General features: G+C 71.4%; 20 protein-coding genes and 1 pseudogene. 9 read left to right on the top strand and 12 right to left on the bottom strand.

The features are described from left to right. Positions 1-70 precede the first annotated feature (70 nt). Positions 71-1,855: a ricin-type beta-trefoil lectin domain protein gene (locus ABD355_RS07010; RefSeq protein WP_344399218.1), complete on the bottom strand. Its 1,785-nt coding sequence runs from the start codon at positions 1,853-1,855 to the stop codon at positions 71-73. 361 nt (positions 1,856-2,216) lie between these two features. Here ABD355_RS07010 and galU point away from each other — a divergent pair, with 361 nt between their 5' ends. Then, positions 2,217-3,155: a UTP--glucose-1-phosphate uridylyltransferase GalU gene (galU, locus tag ABD355_RS07005; RefSeq protein WP_344399217.1), complete on the top strand. Its 939-nt coding sequence runs from the start codon at positions 2,217-2,219 to the stop codon at positions 3,153-3,155. Positions 3,156-3,266: 111 nt separating this feature from the next. Here the strand turns inward: galU and ABD355_RS07000 are convergent, their stop codons facing one another. The 5 genes from ABD355_RS07000 to ABD355_RS06980 form a co-directional block, all read right to left on the bottom strand. Beyond that, a complete protein-coding gene (locus tag ABD355_RS07000; RefSeq protein ID WP_344399216.1) occupies positions 3,267-3,719 on the bottom strand; it encodes a DUF4442 domain-containing protein in 453 nt (150 codons plus the stop codon). A 396-nt stretch (positions 3,720-4,115) separates the two neighbouring features. Beyond that, a complete protein-coding gene (locus ABD355_RS06995) occupies positions 4,116-4,961 on the bottom strand; it encodes a spermidine synthase (RefSeq protein ID WP_344399215.1) in 846 nt (281 codons plus the stop codon). 54 nt (positions 4,962-5,015) lie between these two features. Further along, positions 5,016-5,855 carry a patatin-like phospholipase family protein gene (locus tag ABD355_RS06990; protein WP_344399214.1) on the bottom strand — a complete coding sequence of 280 codons (840 nt, stop codon included), beginning with the start codon at positions 5,853-5,855 and terminating at the stop codon, positions 5,016-5,018. A gap of 127 nt (positions 5,856-5,982) precedes the next feature. Then, complete coding sequence (tuf, locus tag ABD355_RS06985; protein ID WP_344399213.1) at positions 5,983-7,152, bottom strand: elongation factor Tu; 1,170 nt, start codon at positions 7,150-7,152, stop codon at positions 5,983-5,985. A gap of 272 nt (positions 7,153-7,424) precedes the next feature. Beyond that, a complete protein-coding gene (locus ABD355_RS06980; protein ID WP_344399212.1) occupies positions 7,425-8,147 on the bottom strand; it encodes a DNA alkylation repair protein in 723 nt (240 codons plus the stop codon). A 49-nt stretch (positions 8,148-8,196) separates the two neighbouring features. On the opposite strand from ABD355_RS06980, the gene ABD355_RS06975 reads away from it, so the two are divergent. Both ABD355_RS06975 and ABD355_RS06970 read left to right on the top strand, forming a co-directional pair. Continuing rightward, positions 8,197-8,967, top strand: a complete 771-nt coding sequence (locus tag ABD355_RS06975) for a TVP38/TMEM64 family protein (RefSeq protein ID WP_344399211.1) — start codon at positions 8,197-8,199, stop codon at positions 8,965-8,967. Positions 8,968-9,078: 111 nt separating this feature from the next. Next, positions 9,079-10,108, top strand: a pseudogene (locus ABD355_RS06970) (RNA-guided endonuclease InsQ/TnpB family protein). A gap of 57 nt (positions 10,109-10,165) precedes the next feature. On the opposite strand, the gene ABD355_RS06965 reads toward ABD355_RS06970, so the two are convergent. Further along, entirely contained in the window at positions 10,166-11,335 is a 1,170-nt protein-coding gene (locus ABD355_RS06965) for a thiolase family protein (protein WP_344399210.1), read from the bottom strand. 107 nt (positions 11,336-11,442) lie between these two features. Between ABD355_RS06965 and ABD355_RS06960 the strand changes: the two genes are divergently transcribed. Further along, positions 11,443-11,913 carry a winged helix-turn-helix transcriptional regulator gene (locus ABD355_RS06960; protein WP_344399209.1) on the top strand — a complete coding sequence of 157 codons (471 nt, stop codon included), beginning with the start codon at positions 11,443-11,445 and terminating at the stop codon, positions 11,911-11,913. A 193-nt stretch (positions 11,914-12,106) separates the two neighbouring features. Further along, positions 12,107-12,691 carry a DUF4328 domain-containing protein gene (locus tag ABD355_RS06955; protein WP_344399208.1) on the top strand — a complete coding sequence of 195 codons (585 nt, stop codon included), beginning with the start codon at positions 12,107-12,109 and terminating at the stop codon, positions 12,689-12,691. A gap of 19 nt (positions 12,692-12,710) precedes the next feature. Here the strand turns inward: ABD355_RS06955 and ABD355_RS06950 are convergent, their stop codons facing one another. The 3 genes from ABD355_RS06950 to ABD355_RS06940 are packed head-to-tail and all read right to left on the bottom strand — an operon-like array spanning position 12,711 to position 15,534. Then, entirely contained in the window at positions 12,711-13,430 is a 720-nt protein-coding gene (locus ABD355_RS06950) for a cupin domain-containing protein (protein ID WP_344399207.1), read from the bottom strand. Further along, complete coding sequence (locus tag ABD355_RS06945; protein WP_344399206.1) at positions 13,424-14,350, bottom strand: DUF6807 domain-containing protein; 927 nt, start codon at positions 14,348-14,350, stop codon at positions 13,424-13,426. The genes ABD355_RS06950 and ABD355_RS06945 overlap by 7 nt, the downstream gene beginning before the upstream one ends. Next, positions 14,347-15,534, bottom strand: coding sequence for a Gfo/Idh/MocA family protein (locus tag ABD355_RS06940; protein WP_344399205.1), 1,188 nt, complete (start codon positions 15,532-15,534; stop codon positions 14,347-14,349). Before ABD355_RS06940 ends, ABD355_RS06945 begins: the two co-directional genes overlap by 4 nt. A 264-nt stretch (positions 15,535-15,798) precedes the next feature. On the opposite strand from ABD355_RS06940, the gene ABD355_RS06935 reads away from it, so the two are divergent. Continuing rightward, positions 15,799-16,674, top strand: a complete 876-nt coding sequence (locus ABD355_RS06935; protein WP_344399204.1) for an undecaprenyl-diphosphate phosphatase — start codon at positions 15,799-15,801, stop codon at positions 16,672-16,674. Positions 16,675-16,834: 160 nt separating this feature from the next. After that, positions 16,835-17,014, top strand: a complete 180-nt coding sequence (locus ABD355_RS06930) for a hypothetical protein (RefSeq protein ID WP_232655352.1) — start codon at positions 16,835-16,837, stop codon at positions 17,012-17,014. Positions 17,015-17,038: 24 nt separating this feature from the next. On the opposite strand, the gene ABD355_RS06925 is transcribed toward ABD355_RS06930, so the two are convergent. Then, the gene (locus ABD355_RS06925) at positions 17,039-18,019 is read right to left on the bottom strand and encodes an LLM class flavin-dependent oxidoreductase (RefSeq protein WP_344399203.1); all 981 of its coding nucleotides are present in this window, start codon (positions 18,017-18,019) and stop codon (positions 17,039-17,041) included. Between the two features lie 152 nt (positions 18,020-18,171). Here ABD355_RS06925 and ABD355_RS06920 point away from each other — a divergent pair, with 152 nt between their 5' ends. Continuing rightward, positions 18,172-18,657, top strand: coding sequence for a nuclear transport factor 2 family protein (locus ABD355_RS06920; protein ID WP_344399202.1), 486 nt, complete (start codon positions 18,172-18,174; stop codon positions 18,655-18,657). A gap of 70 nt (positions 18,658-18,727) precedes the next feature. After that, complete coding sequence (lnt, locus tag ABD355_RS06915; protein ID WP_344399201.1) at positions 18,728-20,317, top strand: apolipoprotein N-acyltransferase; 1,590 nt, start codon at positions 18,728-18,730, stop codon at positions 20,315-20,317. Here the strand turns inward: lnt and ABD355_RS06910 are convergent. After that, the gene (locus tag ABD355_RS06910) at positions 20,241-21,146 is read right to left on the bottom strand and encodes a Gfo/Idh/MocA family protein (RefSeq protein WP_344399199.1); all 906 of its coding nucleotides are present in this window, start codon (positions 21,144-21,146) and stop codon (positions 20,241-20,243) included. The genes lnt and ABD355_RS06910 overlap by 77 nt on opposite strands. Positions 21,147-21,266 lie beyond the last annotated feature (120 nt).

Here is a 21,266-nt window from a genome sequence, read left to right as displayed (position 1 = left end):
AGCTGGGGCCGCTCCGAAGGGGCGGCCCCAGATGTGTTGTATGTCCCTGCGCCCAGCGTGTCTGCGTTGATCAGTGCAGGGCGGTCCCGAGCGTCGCGGCCCTGCCCGCGACGGAGGTGACCGTGCCCAGCGCCTCGGCCGGGAGCGTGCGCACCCGGTCAAGGGGCAGCGGCGGGCCGGACGGCCCGGTTTCGTTGCCCACCTGGGTGAGCCGCTCCTCGTACTGCCCGTCGTAGGGCTCGCCCCCGGGCTTCGGCTCAGGTGCCTTGGAGCCGGGCGGCTTCGTCACGCCGCCGGGAGAGCCCTGGCCCGCGGGGCGACCGCTGTCCTGCGATCCGCCCTGCTTCTCCGTGCGGCCGTCGAGGCCGACTTCAAGCGTCCACCGCTGCCCGCCCGAACCGTCGCGTGCGGTGACGAGGACGTCCGTCCGCTTGCCCGGTGCCACGAGCAGTCCCTTGCCGCCGCGCAACAGGAGCTCCCCGCGGACCGTGAGGTCGTAGCGCACCTCGCCCGCGTGCGCCACGCAGTCGGCCAGGGTCACCGAGTTCCTGTCGGCGTCGGAGTCGAGGCACAGGGTGGGGTCGGCGTCGCTGCGCAGCAGACCGTCGTCCTGGTACGACCACTGCTGCGACCGGGCCGCGGAGCAGGCCGCGAGTACGGCCGCGGCACCGGGCCTGGGCCTGCCGCCCTGGACGTCGAGGCAGAGTCCGGCCTTCGGGTTGCGGAGCCTGCCACGTCCGACCTCGACGGGCTGCCCCGCGGAGGCGGGGGACGCGGAACCCACCGACGAGGTGTCGCCCGCGCGGGGAGAGGGGTGCAGGGTGCTGCTGCTGGGCGCTCCCCAGGTGCCGCCGGAGTCGCGGACAGCGTTGTCGTCGGACCAGCCCTTGCTGACGAGCACCGTGGCGAGCAGGACGAGCGTCGTCAGACCGACCCCCACGACGACGGCCTTGGTGTGTTTGCGCGACGAGTCGGGCCGATGCCGTCCGCTGCCGGGACGCGCGCTGCCGCGCCCGGGCCTGAACGCCAGGTCTCCGCCGCGGCCGGGGCGGGAGTCGAGATAGCGCCGGGCGCCCCAGCCGAGCACGGTCTCCGCGAGCAGCACCTCAAGGCCGTCCTCGAAATGACTGAGCTGTTCGGCGGCGTGACGGCAGTACTGGCACTCCATCAGATGCTGCTGGACATCCGGGAGCAGGGCACCACCGCGGCGGATCGGGACGTCGAGGAGCCGGTTGTAGAAGCGGCATTCCTTACCGGGTGCGAGTTCCCGGTGAGCGCGTACACAGCCCACCCGGAATTGCTCGCGCGCCTGCTCCAGAGCGGCCGACGCGGTGGGCGCATCCACCCCCAACAGACCAGCCGGTACGGTTATGGGTTCGGCCTCGACCTCCGAGTGCCACAGCAGGCATTGCGAGGCTCCCGGAAGGGCCCTGAATGCCCGCTCGGCGATGTGCCGCCTTTCGGGCGTCGCGGACCGCGCGGCACGCAGTCCGCGCCCGCCGGTCGGTTTGCGGAGTTCCGGCAGAAGAGCGGAAATACCGTCATCCGCGGCCCACTCCTTGACGGTGTCCCGTACGGCCATGAGGAGTTGGGGTCGCAGGGCGCCGGCACCCGGCCGGCCCAGCACCCGGTGGAACGCGGCGGCCGCGGCCATGGATGCCGGACTCTCCCCGGAGGCAAGACATATGACTGCGTAGTCGTACGTGGCCCGCCAGTGCCTGGCCAGCAGCAGCGCGCCCGCACGGGCGCCCGCGGCACCCGGGCCGAGCTGTGCGATGAGATTGCGGTCGGACTCGGCAGGCCCCGATCCGGGACGGGGCGGGTACGGCGGTCGTGGGGGGTAGGGGGATTGCACTGAACCATTTCCTTCCAAGCCGCAGGACGGTAGGCGTATTTCGCGTCCATCGGAAAGCAGGCGCCTCTTTGGTGCATACCTATGTCGGGTCAGGTTCTGGGACCGCTACAGGGCCGCTCACTTTCGCACAATTGACGCACAGGAAACAAGGAGTTCGAGTGACGAAAGTTCAAAACGCGGCAACTTCAAATAAGTTACCGACGGTATCCGCACCCGCATTCGAAACCACCGTAGGGCGGTTGCCGAGTTGTGCACACCCCCGGGCGCTTGGTACACGAAACCTCCACTGCCGGGCGGACCCACAGCGGGATCCCACGTTTCTCTGTGCGGGCTCTCATCCGCGTGCGCCAGCATGGGCCGCATGATCGTCCCCCACGCCACTTCCCCCCGTGCGGTCACCAAGGCCGTGGTTCCCGCCGCCGGCCTCGGCACCCGCTTCCTGCCCGCGACCAAGGCGACCCCGAAGGAGATGCTGCCGGTCGTCGACAAGCCGGCCATCCAGTACGTCGTCGAGGAGGCCGCCGCGGCCGGGCTCGACGACGTCCTGATGGTCACCGGACGCCACAAGCGCGCCATCGAGGACCACTTCGACAATGCCTTCGAACTGGAACAGGCCCTTGCCGCCAAGGGCGACGCGATACGTCTGGACGCCGTGCGCGATCCCGCCCGCCTGGCCAACATCCACCACATCCGCCAGGGCGAGCCGCTCGGCCTCGGCCATGCCGTCCTGTGCGCCCGCCGCCACGTCGGCGACCAGCCCTTCGCCGTGCTGCTCGGCGACGACCTGATCGACCCCCGCGAGACCCTCCTCAGCCGCATGCTCGACGTACGGGACCGGCACGCGGGCAGCGTCATCGCCCTCATGGAGGTCCCGCCGGAGCAGATCCACCTCTACGGCTGCGCAGCGGTCGAGGCGTCCGGCGAGGACGGCGTGGTCCGCGTCACCGGCCTGGTCGAGAAGCCGTCCCGCATGGACGCGCCCAGCAGCTACGCGGTCATCGGCCGCTATGTCCTCGACCCGGCCGTCTTCGACGCCCTGGAGCGCACCCCGCCCGGCCGCGGCGGCGAGATCCAGCTAACCGACGCCCTTCAGGAACTGGCCGCGGGCGGCACGGTGCACGGCGTCGTCTTCGACGGTCTGCGCTACGACACCGGCGACAAGGCCGACTATCTGCGGACCGTGGTCCGCCTCGCCTGCGAGCGCGACGACCTCGGCCCCGAATTCACCGCCTGGCTGAAGGAGTTCGTCGCCGGGCTGGAAGAGGGCACCGGTCCCGGACGCCGTCCGCTGGCCGCCTGAAACTGCGCTCCTTCTCGGGCTGTGACCTCAGCCGTCTCGCCGCGGGGGGGCACACGAAAGCACGCTGGGCCCGGAGACTAGGCGCCTCCGGGCCCGGCGTGCAGGCAGTGCTCAGCCGTTGGGACGCAAGGTCCACACGACGGTCATCTCGCCGGTGACGGCACCGTCCGCGCGCCGGATCTCGATCGACACCGGGAACTCCGGCCGCTCCCCGGCATCCAGCTCCGCGACGACCTCGGCCACCGGGCGACCGAGGGTCGCGGTGGCGGTGACGGCTCCCATCGCCAGCTTCTTGTACGCGATCTCGGCGCGCACGGCCAGCGGCACGGCCCGCGCGAGCTGCTCCCCGAAGGCGGCCAGCACGATCGACCCGCTCGCGGTCTCGCCGAGGGTGAACATCGCGCCGGCGTGCGGCCCGCCGACGTGGTTGTGGTACTCGCCCTGGTCCGGCAGGCTCACCACGGCCTTCTCGGGCGTGGTCTCCAGGAACTGGAGGTTCAGGGTCCGGGCCATCGGCACCGTCGCGGCGAGCATCTCGCCGATCGACATCTGGTCTGCGCTCATGACCAGTATGTTACCCACGAGTAGCCTTCGCTGGCCAGAGGGCTGTTTCGGAGGCGGTGGCCCGCGTGCCGGACGCTCAGCCGATTCCGAACGCCCCGGCGGGCGGCTCCGGAGACGGCACGGCATCCTCCTCCCGCACCGGGCGCGCGCCCGCGATGGCACGCGTACCGGACCCGCGCACCTCGCGGCGACACACCAGACCCGTGGTGACGGCGCCACCGAGCACCCAGGACGGCTCAACCGATTCCGAACGCCCCAGCGGGCGGCTACGGAGACGACACGGCATCCTCCTCCCGCACCGGGCACGCACCCGCGATGGCACGCGTACCGGACCTGCACACCCCGCAGCGACACACCAGACCCGTGGTGACGGCGCCACCGAGCACCCAGGACGGCTCAGCCGATTCCGAACGCCCCAGCGGGCGGCTCGGGAGACGGCACGGCGTCCTCGTCCCGCACCGGGCGCGCGCCCGCGATGAACTCGCGGATTGCGGGCCCGTACTCGACCCGTGCCGGAAAGGCGTCGGCTGCCGTGAGCCGGGTCAGGGCGGCCGTGTCGACGGGGTGGTGCGCGGCGACGAGTACGGCGTTGCCGAAGCGCCGCCCGCGCAGGACGGCCGGTTCGGCGATCATCGCCAGCTCCTCGAACTGGGTGGCAAAGGTGGCGAGTTGGGAACGGAGAAAGGCGAAGGGCGCGGCGTCGGCGAGGTTGGCCAGGTAGACGCCCCCGTCGCGCAGCACCCGGGCGGCCTCGCGAGCGTAGGCGACGGAGGTGAGGTGTGCCGGGACGCGGGAGCCGCCGAAGACATCGGCGACGATCACGTCCGCCGAGTCCGAGGAAGCCGCCTCCAGCCAGGTGCGGGCGTCGGCGGTGTGCAGGGCGACGGCCGAGCCGTCCGGGAGCGGCAGGTGCTCCAGGACCAGTTCCAGCAGGGCGCGGTCCGCCTCGACGACGTCCTGTCGTGAGCCGGGCCGGGTGGCGGCCAGGTACCGGGGCAGGGTGAGCGCGCCCCCGCCGAGGTGCAGCACGTCCAGCGGGCTGCCCGGTTCGGCGACGGTGTCCAGGACGTGCCCGAGCCGTCGTGCGTACTCGAACTCCAGGTGCGCCGGCTCGTCCAGGTCCACGTACGACTGCGGCGCCCCGTCGACCGTCAGCAGCCAGGCCCGCTTCCGGTCGACGTCGGGCATCAGCTTGGCGGTGCCGTGATCGACGTCTCGGGTCACGGGTATCGGCTCGTCCACGGGTCCATTCTGCCGGGAGCGGGAGCCGCGGGCGTGCGGTCCGGGCTCGTGGGTTCAGGTTCCCCAGACCTGCGCCACCTGTCTCGCGTGCTCCTTCGCCTGTGCGCGTCCCGCCCGTGCCGAGGCCGCACGGACCGCAGGGTCCAGAGCATTGGGGCCGATCGCGTCCTTCGCGGCCGCCGAGGGTGTCACGACGACGACCCGGGCGCCCTGCTCGGTGAGCCGTCTGCCCTGGTCGGCCGCCGAGGCGAGGGGGCCGCCGCCCGAGGCGATGGGGGCCAGGACGACGACGCGTTCGTATCCGCTCGCCAGGTGGGCGTTGGCCGGTGAGTACACCCCGCCGTCCGTCCAGCGGCGGCCCTCGATGGGCCAGGTCGGCCACACACCCGGTACCGCGCAGCTCGCGGCGACGGCGTCCGCCAACGGCACGCCGCTGTCCTTGTCGAAGACCCGGAGCGTCCCGGTCGCCGTATCGACGGCGGTGATCCGCAGCGGACCGTCCGGCCACCCGGGAGACACCAGCCGGCTCTCGATCGCTGCCCGGCGGGCCGCTTCGGAGGGGGTCCGCGCGCGCAGCGCCATCCGGCCGAGCTTGCGGCCGTAGGCCTCGGGTGTGCGTGAGGTGAGGGCGGCCCAGACGAAGCGGGCGATCACACCAGGGCCCATGCGGGCGGACAGCTCGCCCTCGGGTTCGGCCAGTTGACGCTCGTACAGCTCCCGGGGTGTGCGCAGCGCCAGGAGCTGGGCCGCCACCGCCGATCCTGCCGACGTGCCGAACACCACGTCGGCGTCCCCGAGATCGACGCCCGCCTCGGACAGCCCGTACACCATCCCGGCCAGCCAGCCGATGCCGCCGACGCCACCGCCGCCGAGAACCAACGCCTTGCCCGCCATGGTCTCCCCCGTCTCTCCACGACCCACGACTGCGTGTGCGATCAAGTCTTGCGCACGGCACTGACAATCGGCTGCGGAGGGTCGGATGTGCGGCGCCCGCCCATGGGGAGGCGGGCGCCGCACAGGCTCAGCCGACCGACGTCACCGTGCCCGCGCCGACCGTGCGGCCGCCCTCGCGGATCGCGAAGCCGAGCCCCGGCTCCAGCGGCACGTCACGGCCGAGCTCGACCGTCATGGTCACGGTGTCGCCGGGCCGGGCGAGGGCCGTCTCGCCGAGGTCGACGTCGCCGACCACGTCCGCGGTGCGGATGTAGAACTGCGGCCGGTAGCCGCTCGACACCGGGGTCGAACGTCCGCCCTCGCGCGTGGACAGGACGTACACGCGCGCGGAGAAGCGGCGGTTCGGTGCCACGCTGCCGGGCGCCGCCACGACGTGTCCGCGCCGGACCGCGTCCCGCGGGACCCCGCGCAGCAGCAGCGCCACGTTGTCGCCGGCCTGCGCCTCCTCCATGGGCTTGCCGAAGGTCTCCAGGCCGGTGACGACGCTCTCCAGCCCGGCGCCGAGCACTTCGACCCGGTCGCCCAGGCGGACGACACCGCGCTCGACCGCGCCCGTCACCACCGTGCCACGGCCGGTGATGGTGAGGACGTTCTCGACGGGCATCAGGAACGGCGCGTCCAAGTACCGCTCGGGCATGGGCACATACGTGTCCACGGCGTCGAGCAGCGCCTCGATGGACGCCGTCCACCGCGGGTCGCCCTCCAGGGCCTTCAGCCCCGAGACCCGTACGACGGGCACGGCGTCGCCGCCGTAGCCCTGCGCGCTGAGCAGTTCACGGACCTCCAGTTCGACGAGGTCGGTGAGCTCCTCGTCACCCGCGTCGGCCTTGTTGAGGGCGACGACGATGTGGTCGACGCCCACCTGCCGGGCGAGCAGGACGTGCTCGGCGGTCTGCGGCATGATCCCGTCGAGCGCGGAGACGACGAGGATCGCCCCGTCGAGCTGCGCGGCGCCGGTGACCATGTTCTTGACGTAGTCGGCGTGGCCCGGCATGTCCACGTGCGCGTAGTGGCGGGTGTCGGTCTCGTACTCGACGTGCGCGATGTTGATGGTGATGCCGCGGGCGGCCTCCTCCGGGGCGCGGTCGATGCGGTCGAACGGCACGAAAGTGCCGGTGCCGCGCTCGGCCAGCACCTTGGTGATGGCGGCGGTCAGGGTGGTCTTGCCGTGGTCGACGTGGCCCATGGTGCCGATGTTGAGATGCGGTTTGGTGCGCACGTATGCCGTCTTGGGCATGGCGATACCTCGAAGCCTCTTCGTAGGTGAGATGGGGACCCCAAGGACTCGCCGACCCTCCCCCTGCGGGGTCCGCCGGACGATCCGGAGAGGGTCAGCTTCGGGCGCCGTCGACTGCGGCGACAAAAGTGGGAACGGCAGCCTTCGGGGCATCCGCGACTGCGGATGCTGCGAGGTGGAAGGCGTACCGGAACATGACGCCGATCATTGCCGACGCTCTGCCCGGCGTCGAATGATTTTTCAGGTCATGGGGGTTCGGGCGCCGAAACGGTTCAGGCCCCGATGTTCTTCAGTGCCTCCCGGACCGACAGCGGCGCGAACCGGCCGCGCTCCCTGATCAGGAAGGCCCGTACGGCCTCCGGGTCGGTCTTGGCGTACTCGCGCAGGCACCAGCCGATGGCCTTGCGGATGAAGAAGTCGGGGTGTCCGGACTGGCGCAGGCAGTAGGCGAAGAGCCGCTCGGTGTCGGTGTGTTCCTTGTAGCGCAGCTGGTGGAGCAGGGCGGTGCGGGCGATCCACAGGTCGTCGTCCGCGATCCAGGTGTCCATGTCCGCTGCGAGCCGGCGGTCGGCCGCGACCAGCGCACCCACGACATGGGCGGCGAGCGCGTCGACGGTGTCCCACCAGGAGACGGTGGCGACGAGGTGCCGGGCCACCGGCAGGAAGCCGGAGGTGCACACGCGCGCGTGGCGGCGCAGATAGTCGACGGCGAAGTACTGGTATTCGCGCTCGGGCAACTGCCAGCAGCGCAGGGCGATCGCCGTGCAGTCGCCTTCGTCGGGGCGCGGCAGGCCCGCCACGACGGTGCGGGACAGGGTCCGGCGCACGGGCGTGGTGAGGCCCAGGAAGGGGGCCACGTCCTTCATGTACGCGCGCATGGACTCGGCGCGCTCCGGGTCGGCCGCGGCGGCGTAGGTGGCGGTGAGCCGCTCCAGCACGGTGTCGGCGAGTGTGCTGAACGGCACATGCGGTGTGACCTCACCTGTGACGCTCATGGGACGAACCATACGGCGATCACACACATTTGTCGGTTAGTGTCACCGGATGCTCGATGCCACCACCCGCTCTGGGGGCACCGCCACGGCCTCTCCCCGGGCCGCCGCCACGGAGCTCGCCGTCGCCGCACCCGTACCACCGCCGAGCCTCGGCGCACGCTGCACGCGCGTGCTGCTCTCGCCGTGGTCGCGGTTGTCCCTGCTCGTCGTCCTGCTCGCGAGTGCCGCCGGTGCCGTGCTGCTCTTCCAGCCGCAGCGGATGCTGGCGAACGGCTGGCCGCCGCAGCTCGGCGGGGCAGCGGCGGCCATGGTGTTCGCGGCGGCGTACGGTCTGTGCACCGTGGCGTTCGTGCCGCGGCCGCTGCTGAACCTCGGGGCGGGCGCGCTCTTCGGCTCTCAACTGGGGACCGGGACGGCCCTGGCGGGCACCGTGCTCGGCGCCGGGGTCGCCTTCGGCCTGGGCCGGATGCTGGGCCAGGACGCGCTGCGCCCGCTGCTGCGGGGCCGACTGCTGAAGGCGGCGGACGGGCAGCTGAGCCGGCACGGGTTCCGTTCGATGATGGCGGCCCGGCTGTTCCCCGGGGTGCCGTTCTGGGCTGCGAACTACTGCGCCGCCGTCTCCCGCATGGGCTGGGTGCCCTTCGTGCTCGCGACGGCGCTCGGCTCGGTGCCCAACACCGCCGCGTACGCCGTCGCCGGTGCCCGCGCCTCCGCACCGACCTCCCCCGCCTTCCTGATCGCCATGGCCTGTATCGCCGTACCGGCTCTGGTGGCCGCGGTGCTGGCCTGGCGCAAGCGGCACCAACTGCGCGGACGCTGACGGTCCGCTACCGGAGATCATTCGCGGTGTTCCGGCCTTCAGGCCGGGGGCGAAGCGAATCTTGTGGCTGCGACGCGGAGCGTCGCGGTCTCGTTCCGGCGGAGCCGGACCCTGCAGCTCCGGTACGCCTTCAGGTCGTACCCCGACGCCGCTCAGCCGGCCGCGCTGGCCAGGGCGTTCGGGTGCGCACGCGTCGTGTTCAACGACGCCGTGCGCGCCCGCGAGGACGCCCGTAAGGCCGGGGAGCCGCTCCCGACGGCCGGACAACTGTCCACACGCCTGATCACGGAAGCGAAACGGACTGCGGAACGAGCCTGGCTGGGTGAGGTGTCGGCCGTCGTCCTCCAGCAGTCTCTGCGGGACGCCGAGACCGCCTACAAGAACTTCTTCGCCTCCCTCAAGGGCACCCGGAAGGGACCGAAACTGGGCGCGCCCCGGTTCAAGTCACGCAAGGACGCCCGGCAGTCGATCCGGTTCACGGCCAACGCCCGTTGGAGCATCACCGATGCTCGCCGTCTGAACCTGCCGAAGATCGGCGCGGTGAAGGTGAAGTGGTCCCGCACCCTGGCCGCCGCCCCCACCTCCGTCACCGTCATCAAGGACGCGGCCGCACGGTACTTCGCCTCCTTCGTCATCGACACCGACCCCGCCGCCGACCAAGCGCGGATGCGCGCTTCCTCCGGCGCGCGGAGAAGAAGCTGAAGAAGGCCCAGCGGGAGCTGTCCCGCAAGCAGAAGGGATCCAAGAACCGGGCCAAGGCCCGTTTCAAGGTCGCCCGCGCCCATGCCAAGGTCGCTGACGCGCGCCGGGAGTTCCGCCACCAGCTCTCCACGAAGCTGATCTCCGAGAAGCGGAACGGTACGGTCGCACCCTGGTCAAGATCGGCCGGTTCGAGCCGACCTCCCAGACCTGCTCCACCTGCGGCATCGTGGACGGACCCATACCCCTGAACGTCCGGGAATGGACCTGTGCCGCCTGCGGCACCGTCCATGACCGGGACACCAATGCCGCGATCAACGTGAAGACGGCCGCCGGACTGGCGGTGACGGCCTGCGGAGCGCCGGTAAGACCGGGAGCGATCCCGGCACAGCGCGAAGAAACAGGAAGCCACGGACTCCCGACCGGAAACCGTGCCGCGTAGCGGCACAGCAACCGGTCGAGAAGGCCAGAATCCTCGTCCTTCGGGACGAGGAGCATGTCAAACGCCTTCCAGGATCATCGCGTTGGCCAGTCCGCCCGCCTCGCACATCGTCTGCAGGGCGTAGCGTGCGCCTCGCGCGCGCATGGCGTGCACGAGGGTGGTCGTCAGACGGGTGCCGCTGGCACCGAGCGGGTGACCGATGGCGATCGCGCCGCCGTGCACGTTGACCTTGGCGAGGTCGGCGCCGGTCTCCTGCTGCCAGGCCAGGACGACGCTGGAGAACGCCTCGTTGACCTCGAACAGGTCGATGTCGTCGAGGGTCAGGCCGGCCCTGCGCAGCACCTTCTCGGTCGCCGGTATGACGCCCGTGAGCATCAGCAGCGGGTCGGAGCCGGTGACCGCGAAGCTGTGCAGCCGGGCGAGCGGGCGCAGGCCGAGGCGGGCCGCGGTCTCGCTGGAGGTGATCAGCACGGCGGAGGCGCCGTCGTTGATGGGGCTGGCGTTGCCCGCGGTGACGTTCCACTCGATCTGCGGGAAACGCTCGGCGAAGGCCGGGTCGTGGTAGGCGGGCCGGAGGCCGGCGAGGATCTCCGTGGTGCTGTCCGGCCGTACGCACTCGTCGCGCGTGACGCCCTCCAGGGGCGCGACCTCGCTGTCGAAGAGCCCGTTGGCCCAGGACTGAGCGGCCTTGTGGTGCGAGGAGACCGCGAAGGCGTCCATCCGGTCGCGGGTGATCGACCACTTGGCGGCGATGAGTTCGGCGCTGATGCCCTGGGGGACCAGGCCCTCCGGGTAGCGCTCGGCGACGCCGGGGCCGAAGGGGTCCTTGCCGGGCGGTACGTTCGACCACATCGGCACCCGGCTCATCGACTCCACGCCACAGGCGACGACGAGGTCGTAGGCGCCCGAGATGACGCCCTGCGCGGCGAAGTGCACGGCCTGCTGGGAGGAGCCGCACTGGCGGTCCACCGTGGTCGCCGGGACGGTCTCCGGGAAGCCCGCCGACAGCACGGCGTAGCGGGTGGTGTTCATGGCCTGCTCGCCGACCTGGTCGACGGTGCCGCCGATGACGTCGTCGATCAGTGCCGGGTCGACGCCGGAGCGGTCGACGAGGGTGCGCAGGGTGTGGGCGAGGAGCTCCACGGGGTGGACGTGCGCGAGGGAGCCGCCCGGCTTGCCCTTGCCGATCGGGGTGCGTACGGCTTCGACGATGACTGCGTCACGCATGTGCATGCCTCCACGGCGGATCGACGGGAACTACTCGTGAGTAGGAAATCCAAACTCACCATAGCCCCGAAGGTTGGAAAAACAAACCCTCCCCTAGACTGGGCGTCATGGCCGCCACCAAAGACCCGCGTCCCTGCTCCATCGCCGACACCCTGGCGCTGGTGGGCGAGAAGTACTCCCTGCTCGTCGTGCGCGAGGTGTGCCTGGGCAACGGGCGCTTCGACCAGTTGGTGCGCAACATCGGCGCCCCGCGCGACGTCCTGGCCGCCCGGCTGCGCCGCCTGGTGGACGCCGGGATCCTGACGAAGCGCGCCTACAGCGAGCGGCCGCAGCGCTTCGAGTACCGGCCCACCCAGGCGGGGCTCGAACTGGAGCCGGTCCTGATGACCCTCAAGGAGTGGGGCGACCGCCACCTCCGCAACGGCGTCGACCTCCCCATGGTGGTCGAGCACATCTGCGGCAACGAACTCGTCCCGGTCGTCACCTGCGCGGCCTGCGGCGATCCGGTGCACCACGAGGACCTCACCGCCCATCCGCAGGCCGAGGGATGGACGGTGAAGGGGCCTTCGGCGGCCTGACCCGGAGCAAACGGGATCAGCAGGCACCCCCGCCCCACGGCTGCCGATCTCGCAGCGCTCCCGGCTCACGAGAGCCGGGAGCGATCTATGATCCGAGGCGCCCGTTCCCTCCGCCGCGCCGCCGCAGTGCGGGCCGCCCACGAGAAGTAGGTCTCCCCCTGTGAACAGCGCAGCTGACACGAACCACCCTGTCATGAACGCACCATGGCTCCTCGCCCGCTTCGCGCAGGCCGCGATCGCCGCGACAGCCGTCGCGGACGTCCTCCGGGCACTGGCCCTCAGAGCTCGTTATCTGCACCCCACGAACGCGTCACTGAACGAGTTCGGTTTCAGATCGATGGTGTTCGTGAACCTCCTGACCGCGGCGGCCGTGGTCTTCCTGGTGTGGTTCAGCCGCTGCCGGCGAAACGCGCGGGTGCTTTCTCCGGGTGCCGCCTCGCAACCCGGCCTGTGGGCCGTCGTGGCCTGGCTGATACCGGTGGTCAACCTGTGGGTTCCGCGCGGGCTCGTCCTGGAGGTCCACCGTGCGAGCAGCCCCGGGACGACGGAGAAGGGCCGCGACGAGCTCCTGGTGAACGTCTGGTGGGCAGCCTGGGCCGGGCACACCGTGATCGCCATGGCATCCCGGTTCGGGGGCGGGTCCTGGCCCCTGCTGGTGGTGACGGAGGCGCTCAACCTGGCCGCGGCCGTGCTCGCGATGTTCGTGATCCAGCGCGTCACGGGACTGCAGAGCGCAGCGCTGCGTGCCGCATCACCCACGCCTGTTGCAACGCCGTGAGGCTCCAAGGCGGCAGGGCCTAGTCGGCCCGGTACACGTCCAACCGCCCGCACATCCCGAACTTCCCGTGAGCCGCGGGCAGTTCGGCTCTGACGACGGCCTCCGCGAGATGGCCGACGTCACCCTTTTCCAGGCGGTCGAGCTGCTCCCCCGTGGCTGCGGCGGCCGCCTCCGCACCCCGCCGCCAGCGTTCGCGCCACTCGGCGAGCCGGGGGCGTACCAGTGCAGCGGCGGCGCGGTGGAAGGCGGCCAGCGCCTCCGGGCCGTCCGCCTCGCGCAGGGCCCGGTAGCCCTCCAGGGCGAGGTCCCGGCGGGCGCGGGCGAACCGCTCCTGCTCCTCCTGCGGCGCATCCGTCGGAATCCTGGTCGCGGCGGCGTACGTCTCCGCGTCGCTCAGGTACCGCGGCGGCAGCGTCAGGACCGCGTCGCCGGCCTCCGGCAGGCCGCTGTTCTGCATCAGCACCGTGATGCGCAGGTCGTCCTCGTTGACCAGGCGGTGGATGGTGCCCGGCGTGAACCAGGCGACCGTGCCGGGTACGAGGGGCGTGACCTCGTACCCGGACGTCGTGAGGGTCTGCACCGCGCCCCGGCCGCCGGTGACGACATACGCCTCCGAACAGGTCAGATGCATATGGGGAGTCCCGCCGCAGACGCCGTCGACGGCCGGCCAGTCGTAGACGGACAGGTGCGAGACGGCGACTGAGCCCGGCAGTCCCGTGAACTCCCCTGTGCTCACCACGGATGCGCCTCCAGGTACTTGGTGATCTCCTCCCGCTCCCACGATCCGTCGGCCACCACGATCCGGTAGCGGCGGGTGAGGGTGTCACCGGGAGCGAGTTCCAGTTCGTCGTAGAACGACCAGGACGGGGCGACGGCGGCGAACGGCTCGTTGCGTACGAACCAGTGGGCGGGGTGCGTGCCGCGCTGGCCCAGGTGGTCGTTCTCGGGGGAGTGGGCGAAGACGAGGGTCGCGTGGCCGTCGCTGCCGTCGTGTTCGCCGGAGAAGGCGAGCCACGGCGCCTGCTCGCCCATCAGGCCGGGGCCCTCTGCGTCGGGGCCGATGATCCGGCCGGCGCGGAAGGCGCGCGGACCGCGCCAGAACAGGCCGGTGTAGCCGGCCATCTCACGCCCCGCGGTGGTCGGGCTGCCGAAGCACAGCGACTCGTCGCGGCGGTTGGTGACGGCGCTGGTCCAGGTCAGCGCCCAGGAGCCGGACTCCGCGTCGACGTCGTGGATCTCGATACGACGCTCCTCGTCGGCCCACAGCTCCCCGCTGTACGGGTGCCAGGTCAGCCGTTCAGTGATCACTGCGCGGTCGCCGTGAACCGCCACCTCGTCGAAGGCGACATGCGCCATCGAGCCGACGCGTTCGGGCAGTTCGAGGTAGCCCTCGCCGCGCACGTAGGAGTTGCCGCCCCAGAGGTTGGCGCCCGACAGGTGCGAGGCCGTCAGCTGCAGGCCCTTGTGCCAGCGGTGGTCGTTGGGCCGGTAGTCCGTGACGACCTCGCCCGCCAGGGTGCGCAGGGGGTGGATGTACGGCTTCGGGGACTCCCAGGCCGCTTCCGGGGCGTAGACATAGCTCAACAGCTCGACGCCACCGGCCCGTTCGGTGATCGTGATGCGGTCGCCGTGGGCGTGCACGACACGCAGCCCGGTCATGCGGACACCTCCTCGGCCGCCACAGGAGCGACGGGCGCCCAGCCGGGCGCTCCGCCGTGCATCGCCGCGTGGAACGGGTCGCCGGGGCCGATCTCGCCGGCCTTGACCGTGGTGTCCGTGAAGGCCGCCTTGTAGATGGCGGCGATCAGCTCCAGGCTGGTGCGCCCGTCGGCGCCGCTGCTGCGCGGGCGCTCCCCCGCGCGCATGCTCGCGACCAGCTCCCGCAGCTGCTCCAGGTGCGAGCTGGGCACGTCCGCGCCGAAGTCCTGCCAGGCGGCGGCCTCGTCGCCGGGCACGCCGGGGGCCGGGGTGATGCGCCAGTTCGCGTTGGAGTGGCCGTAGAGGTGGGTGAGTTCGACGGTGGCGCGCTCGCAGTCGATGCGGATGCGGCTGACCTCGTCGGGGCTCAGGACACTGTTGACGACCGTCGCCATCGCGCCGTTCTCGAAGCGGATCAGGGCGGTGGAGACGTCCTCGGTCTCCACGTCGTGCACCAGGCGCCCGGCCATCGCGCGCACCTCGCGCCACGGGCCGAGCAGGTCCAGCAGAAGGTCCATCTGGTGGATGCCGTGGCCCATGGCGGGGCCGCCGCCCTCGGTCGCCCAACGGCCGCGCCAGGGCACGGCGTAGTAGGCGGTGTCGCGGTACCAGGTGGTCTGGCAGTGCGCGACCAGCGGTCGGCCCATGGCCTGCTCGGCGAGCAGCCGCCGTACGTGCCGGGATGCGGAGCCGAAGCGGTGCTGGAAGACGATCGACGCGTACGGGCCGCCGTCCTTGCCCTCCTCGGCCTCCACCGCGTCGTAGTCGGCGAGCGTCGGCACCGGCGGCTTCTCGCACCACACCCACGCACCGGCACGCAGGGCGGCGATGGTCTGCTCGCGGTGCAGCGTCGGCGGGGTGCAGATGCTCACCAGGTGGGGGCGCTGCTCGTGCAGCATCTGCTCCAGGTCGGTGTAGGCGTGCGGGATCCCGGTGGCCCGGCAGAACTCCCCGACCGCGGTGGCATCGATGTCGACGGCGGCGACGACCTCCGTCTCGCCCTCCTCGGCGAGCCTGGCCAGGGCGGGCAGGTGCGAGCCCCGCCCGATGGCGCCGGTGCCGATGACGGCGGCCCGGATGCGCCGGCCGACGAGCGGGGCGGCGGGGGCCTGGGACGTCCCGGGATGGGTCTCGGACGTGGACATGGACCTGATCAGCACTCCTCCGGGAAACGACAAGCTACGAGGAGGAGCAGCGTCAGCAAGCGCTTTCTCCTCCCAGAAACGTAAGCTCCGCCCCCACACCTGGTCAACCACCCATCACCCAAGGCCGCCGGCTGCCCCCGAAACCCCTGTGCGGGTCCCGTCGGCGCCGGAGGTTAGGCTGCCCTGCACACCCGTGATCACGACGCCCGCCGGCGTGACGTCCCGTCGCGCCTGCCACGATCAGCACTTGGACGCCGTACATCCATGTCTTGGTTTGAATCCCTCGTCCTCGGACTCGTCCAGGGGCTGACCGAGTTCCTCCCCGTCTCCTCCAGCGCGCATCTGCGGCTGACCGCCGCCTTCTCCGGCTGGAAGGACCCCGGCGCGGCCTTCACGGCGATCACGCAGATCGGCACGGAGGCCGCCGTGCTGATCTACTTCCGCAGGGACATCGGGCGGATCGTCTCGGCCTGGGCGCGCTCGCTGGTGGACAAGGAGATGCGCCGCGACCACGATGCGCAGATGGGCTGGCTGGTGATCGTCGGCTCGATCCCGATCGGTGTGCTCGGGCTGTTGTTCAAGGACCAGATCGAGGGCCCGTTCCGCGATCTGCGGATCACCGCGACGATGCTGATCGTCGTCGGTGTGGTGATCGGCATCGCCGACCGGCTCGCGGCACGCGACGAGACGGGCGGCCGGCACCGGGCGCCCAAGCAGCGCAAGACGCTCGAGAACCTGGGCGTGAAGGACGGCCTCGTCTACGGTCTGTGCCAGTCGGCAGCGCTCGTCCCGGGCGTCTCCCGCTCCGGAGCCACCATCAGCGGCGGCCTGTTCATGGGCTACCGGCGCGAGGCCGCGGCCCGCTACTCCTTCCTCCTCGCCATTCCCGCGGTGCTGGCCTCCGGCCTGTTCGAGACCAAGGACGCCCTGGAGGGCGGCCATGTCTCCTGGGGCCCGACGCTGTTCGCGACGGTGATCGCCTTCGCGTCCGGGTACGCCGTGATCGCCTGGTTCATGAAGTTCATCTCGACGAAGAGCTTCATGCCCTTCGTCTGGTACCGCATCGCGCTGGGCATCGTCATCATCGCCCTGGTCACCGCGGGCGTACTGAGCCCCCATGCGGCCGAGTCGGCGGGCTGACCAGGGCGAGGCGCGCCGGCGGTGGCGCGGACCTCAACGCTCAGCGGCGATACGGAAGTTGCAGCTCCGGGCGGTGCCGCGAAAATCCGTGACCAATGACATACGTCATGGGTAGCCGTCCGGTAGCGCAGTGTCAGTGCTTGCCCCTAGGCTTGTGCGCATGTCCCCCCATTCCTTAACCCCTGGTTCCGTGCGCTCCGCCGCCGAGGTCAACGAGCAGATCCGAGCGCTGTGGATGCGCGCGGGCGGCTCCCTGTCGGCCCAGGAGCGCGCGGAGTACGAGCTGTTGGTGGTCGAGTGGGCGGCGGCGATCCAGAGCGACGTCATCGAGGCGGCCTGACCGGGAGGCGTCCTCCTCCGGGCCTCACACGGCCGGGGCGGCGTGCCGCCTGACGAGTTCGTACGAGCGCAGGCGTGCGGCCAGCGCGTAGACCGGTGTGACCAGCATGAGTTCGTCCGCGCGGGTCACCTCCACCAGGTCCGCCAACTGCTTGGCGACGAAGTCGGGTGAGCCGTGGGCCTGTTGGGCGCGGAAGCCCGCCAGTGCCCGCTCTTCCTCCGCGGTGAACGAGTGGGCGGCCGCCTCTTCGGGAGTGGGGAAGGGGATGTCTCCCCGCCCCTTGAGCAGTCCGGCCTTGACGACATCCATCGGGCCCGCCAGCCGGGCCGCCTCCTGCTGCGTCTCGGCGCACACCGTTTCCACGCAGACCAGTACCCGGGGACGCTCGCACCAGCGGGACGGGGAGAACTGCGCCCGGTAGCGATCGAGCGCGGCGAGGGTGTTGTCCGGGCGGATGTGGTGGGCGAAGGCGAGGGGCAGTCCGAGTTCCGCGGCAAGCGCCGCGCCGGCCGTGCTCGACGCAAGCAGCCACGGCTCCGGGAGCGGGCCGAGCGCGACCTCGTCCACCAGGAAACGCAGGGTCGCCGCCACGTCGTCGCGGTACTCGTCGTCCGTCGTCGGCCCGGCCCCGCGCCGCAGGGCCCGCGCCGTCGGCTCGTCGAACGTGCCCGGGCCGCGGCCGATGCCCAGGTCGATCCGGCCGGGGTGCAGCGCGGCGAGCGTGCCGAACTGCTCCGCCAGCATGATCGGGGCGTGGTTCGGGGCCAGCACACCCCCGGACCCCAGGCGTATGGACGAGGTCAGCGCGGCCGCGTGCGCGGTGAGCACGACGGGCGGGAACGCCCCTATGGCCGGGGAGTGGTGGTGCTCGGCGTACCAGAGGCGCCGGTAGCCGAGGTCTTCGACGCGCCTGGCGAACTCGGCGGTGTCCCCCAACGTGTCCGCGACTCGGGCGCCGGACTGGACCATGGCCACTTCGAGCGCGCCGATCGGAATGGTGATCATTCGGTCAGTATAGGAATCGCCGGTCGGCATGCGGACGCGCCGGACCACGAACGGCGTGCGCGGGCAAGGAAGTTGGACGGCGCTGACAACGAAGTTGTGTCGTCGCCGCACACCCCCTTGGCCCGGCACGTCCCATGCCCAACACTGAGCCGATGACGCAGCGCGTGGAGCTCGCGAACGTGATGGACCGGCTGGCCGTCGACGAAGTCGTCACCGACTACGCGGCGGCCGTGGACGACGGTGACTGGAAGGCGTACCGGGGGCTGTTCACGCCCGACGGGCGCGCGGACTACCGCTCGGCCGGCGGCATCGAGGGAGGTGCCGGGCAGGTCGCCGTGTGGCTTGCCGAGAGCATGCTGCTGTTTCCGATGCGGCAGCATCTGATCGTCAACCGGCGGGTGCGGTTCGGGATGCTGGAGCAGGACATCGGCGACACCGCGCGCGTGCGCGCCGACTACGTCAATCCGATGCGGTTCGCGGCGGACGGGGAGGGGGCGGCCGCTCCCGACTTCGTGTGCGGCGGCCGGTACGCCTTCGGGTTGCTGCGCACGCACGACGGCTGGCGGCTGCGCGAGGTCGTCGTGGAGGAGAAGTGGCGGCGCCTTCCCGAGCCGCGTGTGGCACCCGCGGCCGAGTGATCCGGGGCCGTCTGTCCACGCTCGGCGAAAGCACGCACACTGGAGCCACCACCGGGTAGGGAGGAGCCGTATGAAGACCTTTGGTCAATGGCTCGCTTCCCCGTGGCGGCGCTCGGCGATCGCCGCCTTGGCGGGGGCCCTGCCCGTGTTCGCGTTCCCCGCCCCTTCGCTGTGGTGGTTCGCCTATGTCGCCCTGGTCCCCTGGATCGTGCTGGTCCGCTCCGCGCCCACCGGGAAACGGGCTGCCTACGACGGCTGGTGCGGCGGGTTCGGCTACATGGTGGCCGTGCACCACTGGCTGCTGCCGAGCCTGAATGTGTTCATCTTCCTCATCGCCGCGCTGCTGGGCGCGCTGTGGGCGCCGTGGGGCTGGCTGGTGCGGCGCTTCCTGGGCGGGACGCGCGGGACCGGGCCCGGCCTGGCAGCTCTCCTCGTGCTGCCGTCGGCCTGGCTGATGGTCGAACTCGTGCGTTCCTGGCAGGGGCTGGGCGGCCCGTGGGGCGTGCTCGGCTCCAGTCAGTGGCAGGTGGAACCCGCGCTGCGGCTCGCCTCGGTCGGCGGGGTGTGGCTGCTCAGCTTCCTGGTGGTGGCCGTCAATGTCGCCGTAGCCGGGCTGGTGTGGCCGTGGGTCAGTGGGATGTCACCTGCCACCGTGGTCTGGGTTCCGGCCATGGCGGGCCTGGTCGCGACCGCAGCCGCGACCACGGCGGCCTGGGTGTGGTCACCGCGTCCGGACGTCGACGGCCGAACGCGGATCGCGGTCGTGCAGCCGGGCGTCATCGACGGCCCCGACAAGCGCTTCGACCGCGAGGAACAGCTCACCCGCCAACTCGCCGGGCAGCACCCCAACCTGATCGTGTGGGGCGAGAGCAGCGTCGGATTCGACCTCGGCCAACGCCCCGACCTGGCGAAACGCATCGCGGCCCTGTCGCGCGAGACGGGATCCGACATCCTGGTCAACGTGGATGCCCGGCGCTCCGACAAACCCGGCATCTACAAGAGTTCCGTGCTCGTCGGCCCGGACGGGCTGACCGGCGACCGCTACGACAAGATGCGGCTCGTGCCCTTCGGCGAGTACATCCCCTTCCGTTCGGTGCTGGGCTGGGCGACCTCCGTCGGCAAGGCGGCCGGCGAGGACCGCAGGCGCGGCTCGGAGCAGGTCCTCATGGACGTGGGGCACGGGCTGCGCATCGGTCCGATGGTCTGCTTCGAGTCGGCGTTCCCCGACATGAGCCGCCATCTCGCGCAGGACGGCGCCGAGGTGCTGATAGCGCAGTCGGCGACGTCGACGTTCCAGCAGAGCTGGGCGCCCGAGCAGCACGCCTCGCTGGCCGCACTGCGTGCCGCGGAGACCGGGCGGCCGATGGTGCACGCGACGCTGACAGGGGTGTCGGCCGTGTACGGAGCGAGCGGGCAGCGGCTGGGATCCTGGATGGGGACGAGCTCCAGCGGGGCAGCGGTATACGACATTCCACTGGCCCACGGCACCACCCCGTACGTCCGCTACGGCGACTGGCCGGTGCACGGCGCCCTGCTGATCCTCGCCGTATGGTGCGCGACCGAGGGCGCACGGGCGGTCCGGCTCAGGCGGCCCGGTCCTCAACCGCACGTACCACCCGCTCGCACAGTTCGTGAGTCGCCAGTGCGTCCCGGGCGCTGAGCACCTTCCCCGCCCGTACGGCGTCGAGGAAGGCCAGCACCGCCTGTTCGATACCGCGCTGCCGGGCCACCGGCACCCAGTCGCCGCGCCGCCGCACGGTCGGCTGGCCCTTGTGGTCGATCACTTCGGCGAGGTTGAGTACCTGCCGCTTGGTGTCCTGTCCGGACACCTCGAGGATCTCCTCCGCCGAACCGCTGAGCCGGTTCATCACCCCCAGCGCGGTGAACCCGTCCCCGGCCAGCTGCAGCACCACATGGTGCAGCAGACCGCCCTGCACGCGCGCGCGTACCGTCACGTCGTCGACGGGCCCCGGCACCAGGAAGCGCAGCGTGTCCACGACATGGATGAAGTCGTCGAGGATCATCGGGCGCGGCTCCTCCGGCAGCCCGATGCGGTTCTTCTGCATGAGGATCAGCTCGCGCGGGTGCTCGGCGCACTGCGTGTACCCGGGTGCGAAGCGCCGGTTGAAGCCGACCGCGAGCGAGACGTCACGCTCCTCGGCGAGCGCCACCAGCCGCTCTGATTCGGCGAGTTCGTAGGCGAGTGGCTTGTCGACGTAGGTGGGCACGCCCGCCTCCAGCAGCCGGGTCACGATCTCCGGGTGGGTGAGGGTGGGCGCGTGCACGAAGGCGGCGTCGAGGTCCTGGGCGAGCAACGCGTCCAGGGTGGCGTGCCGGTGGTCGACCGGGAGGTGCAGGCTGTCGCCGACCCGGTCGAGCGTCGCGGGCGTACGTGTGTGCAGCTGCAGTTCGATCCCGGGCAGGCCCGCGAGCACCGGAAGGTAGGCCTTCTGCGCGATGTCACCGAGTCCGATGCAGCCGACCTTCACGGGGTGGTCTCCTCTAGCGGTTGCCTGCCGGGTCCTGCCGGAAGCATACGGCTGCTGCGGCGGCCACCGGCCGGCGACGGAAACGAAGCTGCGGGGGGGGAGCACCGGCGGCTCCCCCTC

This window comes from Streptomyces longisporus, assembly GCF_039532765.1.
In the GTDB taxonomy this organism is placed as follows: domain Bacteria; phylum Actinomycetota; class Actinomycetes; order Streptomycetales; family Streptomycetaceae; genus Streptomyces; species Streptomyces longisporus.
The sequence above is the reverse complement of the archived record's forward strand: the minus strand, read 5'-3'. Positions and strand labels throughout refer to the sequence as shown.